Source organism: Pseudomonadota bacterium (genome assembly GCA_039815145.1).
GTDB lineage: Bacteria > Pseudomonadota > Gammaproteobacteria > Steroidobacterales > JBCBZW01 > JBCBZW01.
Genome location: JBCBZW010000041.1, coordinates 31,969 through 38,617, shown reverse-complemented (window position 1 = coordinate 38,617; position 6,649 = coordinate 31,969). Strand labels below are relative to the sequence as shown.

At 68.3% G+C, this 6,649-nt stretch carries 6 protein-coding genes; 5 read left to right on the top strand and 1 reads right to left on the bottom strand.

Features of this window, described 5'->3' with window-relative positions:
• The 5 genes from AAF184_12355 to AAF184_12335 form a co-directional block, all read left to right on the top strand.
• Positions 1-805 (top strand): peptidoglycan DD-metalloendopeptidase family protein (locus tag AAF184_12355; protein MEO0423124.1); only part of this gene is annotated, 805 nt, incomplete at its 5' end.
• Between the two features lie 128 nt (positions 806-933).
• Positions 934-2,193 (top strand): S41 family peptidase, encoded by a 1,260-nt coding sequence (locus tag AAF184_12350; protein ID MEO0423123.1) that lies wholly within the window; start codon positions 934-936, stop codon positions 2,191-2,193.
• 76 nt (positions 2,194-2,269) lie between these two features.
• The gene (locus AAF184_12345; GenBank protein ID MEO0423122.1) at positions 2,270-3,076 is read left to right on the top strand and encodes a divergent polysaccharide deacetylase family protein; all 807 of its coding nucleotides are present in this window, start codon (positions 2,270-2,272) and stop codon (positions 3,074-3,076) included.
• Positions 3,077-3,131: 55 nt separating this feature from the next.
• Positions 3,132-4,844 (top strand): Zn-dependent hydrolase, encoded by a 1,713-nt coding sequence (locus AAF184_12340; GenBank protein MEO0423121.1) that lies wholly within the window; start codon positions 3,132-3,134, stop codon positions 4,842-4,844.
• Positions 4,845-5,882 (top strand): pyridoxal-phosphate dependent enzyme, encoded by a 1,038-nt coding sequence (locus AAF184_12335; protein MEO0423120.1) that lies wholly within the window; start codon positions 4,845-4,847, stop codon positions 5,880-5,882.
• Here the strand turns inward: AAF184_12335 and AAF184_12330 are convergent.
• Positions 5,879-6,577 (bottom strand): hypothetical protein, encoded by a 699-nt coding sequence (locus AAF184_12330; protein MEO0423119.1) that lies wholly within the window; start codon positions 6,575-6,577, stop codon positions 5,879-5,881. The two genes, AAF184_12335 and AAF184_12330, sit on opposite strands and share 4 nt — an antisense overlap.
• Positions 6,578-6,649: the final 72 nt, after the last annotated feature.

The following is a 6,649-nucleotide window of genomic DNA, read 5'->3' as shown; positions in this document are numbered from 1 at the left end:
CCGGGCCGGTCCCGCGCAACCCATGCGGGTTCTGTTCAGTCAGGAAGACCCGGCCGCCCTACGCCGCATGCTGACCTACCAGGAGTACCTCGCCCGCCACCAGGGCGCCCTCGTGGACACCTTGGCCGCCGCCCTCGCCGAGCTGCGCGAGCTGCGCGCGGCCCGCGACCGGGAGGACGCCAGCCTCGCTCGCTTGGCCCGCGAGCGACGCGAGCGTCAACAATCGCTGGAGCAAGTACGCGCCGAGCGCACCGCCCTCGTGCAGTCCTTGGAGGACGCCCTGCGTGAGACCGAGGCGCAGATCGGCACCATCGCCCAGCGCGAGCAGGAGCTGCTCAAACTCATCGAGGATCTGGCCCGCCTCTTCTCCGATTCACCCGCGGCGGAGTTGGAGGAGCCCTTCGCCTCGCGCAAGGGCCACCTGGCCTGGCCCGTGGAAGGCCGCCTGGCCGCGGACTACGGCGACCCGAGGGCGGGTCGCAGCCTACGCTGGAACGGCCTGATGATCGCCGCCGATCGCGGCGCGCCGGTGCGGGCGGTCGCCCACGGCCGGGTGGCCTACGCCGATTGGCTGCCTGGGCTCGGGTTGTTGCTGATCCTGGAGCACGGCGAGGGCTATCTGAGTCTCTACGGGCATAACGAGACCCTGCTGCGTGAGGTGGGCGATTGGGTGACGCCAGGCGAGGCGGTGGCCACCGTAGGCGATTCCGGCGCGCTGCAGGAGCCCGGCCTTTACTTCGAGATCCGTAAGGGGCGTAAGCAGCAGAACCCCCAGCGGTGGTTCACCCGCCGCATCGGACGATAGGCCTCGCGGGCCTCGATACCACCCGCCCCCGCTCATGTCGCCGCTTGGGTGCAGGCGTCCTGCGGGGGCGGAAACAGCTGTGGTATGTTCGACTGCCGGCCCAGTGCCCTGGGGAGACCCTCCCAACCATGAAGACCCGCGCCACCCTACTGCTGCTCGTCGGTGCATTGCTCGGCGGCACCCTCGCCCTTGCGCCCATCGGCTTCGCCGAACGCGGCGCCAGTGCCGATGCGCCGCGCGCCCTGCCCTGGGAGCAAGCGCGGCTGCTGGCGGAGGTGCTCGAACGGGTGCAGCGGGATTTCGTGGACGATGTCGATGAGGCGCAACTCATCGAGGGCGCAATTCGCGGGCTCGTCTCCGAGCTCGATCCCCATTCGGCCTTCCTCGACGCTGAGCAGTACCGCGAGATTCGCATCAGCACGACGGGCAGCTATTCCGGCGTCGGCCTCGAGGTCAACGAAGTGGATGGCCACATCATCGTCGTGACGCCGATGGAGGGCACGCCCGCCGAAGCCGCGGGCATTCAACCCGGCGATGAGCTCACGGCGATCGACGGCGAGTCGGTAGTCGGCGTCGGCCTCAGCGAGACCGTGACGCGCATGCGCGGCAGCCCCGGCAGCGAGGTCGTGCTCGACTTCGAACGCGGTGAAGGTGAGCGTGAGCACCTGAGCCGCGCCCTGCGCCGGACCAACATCGCCGTCGCCAGCGTGCGCTCCCAGCTGCTTGAGCCAGGCTTCGGCTATCTTCGAATCTCCCAGTTCAGCGCTACCACGGCGCGCGATACCAACCGCGCCCTGGCCACACTTTCGCAGACCAACGAGGGGCCCTTGAACGGGCTGGTGCTGGATCTGCGCAACAACCCTGGTGGCGTGCTCGAGGCGGCGGCAGACGTGGCCGATGCCTTCCTGGAGTCGGGTCTGATCGTGTCCGCCGATGGCCGCGTGCCCGAGGCGCGCTTCAGCATGAACGCCCACCCTGGCGATCAGTTGGATGGTGCGCCGATCGTTGTGCTCGTCAACGGTGGCACGGCCTCCGCCTCGGAGATCGTGGCGGGTGCGCTGAAGGATCACGAACGCGGCGTCGTGATCGGCAAGCAGACCTACGGCAAGGGATCGGTGCAGACCGTCATGCCGCTGTCGGCAGGGCGGGCGATCAAGCTCACCACCTCGCTCTACTACACGCCGTCCGGCGCCTCCATCCACGAGCGCGGCATCGAGCCGGACATCGTGGTGTCGGCGGACGGATCGCGTCCCCTCACGCCCACCAGCGATGTCATCGAAGACATGCTGCGCAAAGACGATGAGGTGCTGCAAAAGGGACTCATCCACTTGAAGGGCTTGAGCCGGCAGCGCGCATCGGTCATCGCCACGCGGACCGACGCTTCCTGATCCGTTCTGACCGATGGGGCGCTCCTTCCACCGCCCGAACGCCAGGCTGACGTATCCGTTAGCCTTTAGTCTGATATTGCTTCTGTCACTCGCGAGCCTCACTACTTGGGCCCAGGAGGCCCCTGCCGTCGCGTTCGTCATCGACGACATGGGCTATGTGCTCGACGAGGTCGACCAGGTGCTCGCCCTCGACGGGCCGGTCGCCGTCGCCGTACTCCCCGACACCCCCTACGCGGCCGCCGTCGCGACTCGCGCGGGCGATGGGGGCCGCGAGGTGCTGCTGCATCAGCCCATGGCGCCGCGAAGTGGCGAGCGAAATCCCGGCCCGCGCGTGCTTACCTTGCAGATGTCCGCGCGGGAGCTGGACGCCATGCTCACGGAAAACCTGGCGCGTGTGCCCGGGGCGGTGGGCGTGAACGGCCACATGGGCAGCCTGCTCACCACCCACGCCGACGTCATGCGCGAGGTGATGCGGATACTGCGCCGGCGCGGTGATGATCTGTTCTTTTTGGATAGCTTCACCCACCCTGAGAGCGTCGGCCTTCGCCAGGCGCGTCGGCACGGCCTGCCAACCACACGTCGCGATGTCTTCCTGGACCATGACCCCAGCGAGGGCGCGGTGCGCGAGCAGCTGGACCGCCTGCGTCGTCTGGCGCGCGAGCGCGGGAGTGCCTTGGCCATCGGCCACCCAGGCACACCCACCCTGCGACTCCTGCGCACGGCCATCCCGACGCTGCGTGAGGAGGGTTTTCAGGTGCTGTCCGTTCGCGAGCTCATCGCACTGCAGAGCCGGCAGGCGGAGCGCACGCCGGACGAGCTGGCGTTGGCGCGCGGGCGTGAGGCGCTTATCCTCTCGGCCGAGACGGCTGACGAGCGCCCCTGAACGCGCGACCTCGGCCGCGTCTGCAACTGCCTGTCAGCCACGGAGGCTTCACACCATGACCTCGACTTCCGCGCCCTCGTTGCGGCCACGCGTTGCGCGCCTGGCGGGCGCCGCTCTCGCCGCTCTGGCCGTGTTCACCGCGCCGTCGATGAGCGTCGCCGAGTCGATGAGCATCGACCAACGCCTGGCCATGTACACGCCGTTCACGCTCACGGCGGATCTCGCCGACCTGAGCGATCGGCAGAAGGCGGTGATCGATCGGCTCATCCGCGCCGCGGCTATCATGGACGGCCTGTTCTGGCGCCAGGCCTGCTGCGAGCGAGAGCCCTTCCTGAAGTCGATCGACGATGAGAAGGCGCGAGCCTTCGCGCGCATCAACTACGGTCCCTGGGATCGCCTCAACGGCCTGGAGCCGTTCCTCGACGGCGTCGGCGAGAAGCCGGCGGGCGCCCGATTCTATCCGGCTGATCTGACCGAGGAGGAGTTTGCCAACGCCGCATTGCCGGGCAAGGACGGGCTGTACTCGCTGGTCAGGCGGGGCGAGGACGGCGCCCTCTCCCTGGTGCCCTACCACGTGGCTTACCGCGCCGAGCTGACCGAGGCCGCCGGCCTGCTGCGCGAGGCCGCCGCGCTGGCTGAGGATCCGGCCTTCGCCAACTACCTGCGCCTGCGCGCCGACGCCTTCCTCACCAGCGACTACCAGCCGAGCGACCTCGCCTGGATGGACATGAAGTCCAACCGCATCGACGTGGTGATCGGCCCCATCGAAACCTACGAGGACCAGCGCTACGGCTACCGCGCGGCCTTCGAAGGCTACGTGTTGCTCAAGGACATGGCGTGGAGCGCCCGCCTCGCCCGCTACGCGAAGTTCCTGCCGGCCCTGCAGGATGGATTGCCCGTGCCCGCGGCCTACCGCGCGGAGACGCCCGGCAGCGACGCGGAGCTCAATGCCTACGACGTGATCTACTACGCCGGCGACTGCAACGCGGGCAGCAAGACCATCGCCATCAACCTGCCCAACGACGAGCAGGTGCAGCTGGCCAAGGGCACCCGTCGCCTGCAGCTGAAGAACGCCATGCGGGCGAAGTTCGACAAGATCCTGTTGCCCATCAGCGAGTTGCTTATCGCCGAAGATCAACGCCAGCACATCACCTTCGATGCCTTCTTCGGCAACACCATGTTCCACGAGGTGGCTCACGGGCTCGGCATCAAGAACACGCTGGACGGCAAGGGCACGGTGCGCAGCGCCCTGTTGGAGACGGCGAGCGCCATCGAAGAGGGTAAGGCGGACATCCTCGGCCTCTACATGATCACCCGTTTGCACGCGATGAACGAGTTGCCCGACAGCCACCTGATGGACAACTACGTGACCTTCCTCGCGGGCATCTTCCGCAGCGTACGCTTCGGCGCCTCCAGCGCCCACGGCCGCGCCAACATGATTCGCTTCAATTTCTTCGAGCAGGCCGGTGCCTTTACCCGCGACGAGGAGACGGGCGCTTACCGGGTCGACTTCGATCGCATGCAACTGGCGATGACCGAACTCTCCCGCCGCCTATTGATGCTGCAAGGTGACGGCGACGTCGAGGGTACGCGCAAATTGCTAAACGACTTCGGCGTGATCAAACCCCAGCTGCAGGCGGATCTGGATCGTCTGTCGACGGCGGGGATTGCGGTAGACATCATCTTCGAGCAGGGGCGCGAGGTGCTCGGCCTACAAGACCTGAAGCTGCCATCCGCTCCCGCCATCAGCAGCGGCGACGCGCACTAGATGGCGCAAACGATGGAGCTGCCGGAGGTCTCCGAGACCTTCTCCGACGCGCAACGCGAGGACCTGTTCGAGCGCGTGCGCCAAGCGGAGCAACGCCTCGCCGGCAAGGCCCGCCCGACCCCGCTGCTGAGCCTCGACGCTTTGGCGGCGAACGGCGGCGGTGCAGGCGTCGCGGTGAAGTGCGAGAACCTCCAGCACACGGGCGCCTTCAAGTTCCGCGGCGCCTACAACGCCCTCACCGCGTTGCGCGACGCCGGCAGCGCCGAGAACGGCGTGCTCACCTACTCCTCAGGCAACCACGGCCAGGCCCTTGCCATGGCCGGCGCGATGCTGGGCATCGAGGTGACGGTGGTAATGCCGAGCAACGTGCCGGCGGTGAAGCGCGAGGCCACTGAGGCGCGCGGGGCGAAGATCGTGCAGTACGATCCCGCCACCACGCGCCGCGAAGCCCTCGGCGCGCAGCTCGCCGCCGAGCGCGGCCTGCCGATCATTCCGCCCTACGACCACCTCGATGTGATCGGGGGGCAGGCGACGGTGGGGCTGGAGATCCTCAAGCAGGCACCCGACGTGGCGCGAATCCTCGTGTGCACGGGCGGCGGCGGCCTGCTATCCGGTATCGCCACGGCGGTGGCGATGAGCGAATCGAATTGTCAGGTGATCGGCGTGGAGCCAGCGTTGGCCGATGACGCCACCCGCTCCTTCCGCAGCAAACGCCTCTGTTGGGTGGATAATCCGCCCACGATTGCCGATGGCACGCGCACGCCGTTTCTCGGCCAGCACACCTTTCCCGTCGTGATGAACCTCGTTCACGACATGGTCACCGTGTCGGAGGACGCCATCATGCAGGGGATGCGCCTGCTGTTCCGGCAGGCCAAGCTGGTGGTAGAGCCGTCCGGTGCCCTGGGGACGGCGGCGTTGATCGAAGGTGCCGTAGGGCCGCTCGCGCCTGATCAGGGCCGCACCGTGGCCGTGATCAGCGGCGGGAACGTGGACGCATCCCTCTTTGCCGCCGTACTCGAAGGCCGGCCACTGCCCTAGGAAGTGCCCTCTCGATTGCGCGGCGCGCCCGCCGCGGCCGATAGCTGCAACCCCAGTGAAACGGCAGCGAAGCGGCTCTGCTGGGCGCCGCTCGCCACGGCGCTCACCAGGTCGTTCCAAAACCGTCTGTGGTCTGCCAGGCGAGCGCGTAGCAGCCCGGGGCATTCATCGGCGATCCGACCGAGGCTGCTGAAGGGCAGCTGGCGCAGCAAGGTCAAAGCCTCCGGGCATGCGCCCAGCATCCAGCGCGCGCTCACCGGGGCCGTCTGAGCCAGATGCCAGGCGTAGGCCAGGGTCAGGAACAGCGCGTCTCGCAGTGCTGCGGCGTGGGCGGGGGAGAAGCTCCCGCCACCCGGGGCGCGCCGGTAGGTAGCAGGCCTGCCGTGGGGGCCGGCCGTCTGTCGCCAAAACTCCAGATCGCCCAACCCGACCCCGACCAGGGCGTAGGGGCAGGCGGCCAGCTCGCGCCGGCGCGCCATGGGGAGGTGGGCCACACGTTCGGCGAGGGTGAGGTCCAAGCCCAGGATGTGGGCATCCTGCTCGGCGTTGTCCGCCGCGTGCGCCGGGGCCAGGGCGAGCAGGCGGATGACCTCGAGGAACCGATCGTTCAGCGCCGCGAGTTCGCGTCTCGCGCGCTCGTCCGGTGGGCTGTGCTGCCAAGGTCCCGGCGGTGCCGAGCTACTGAGGACGTCCATCTCCAGATCTCCCTTCGCGGTGCCCTTCCGAGCCGTCGTGTGGCTCAAGGTTCGCCGCGCGCTGCCTGCTCT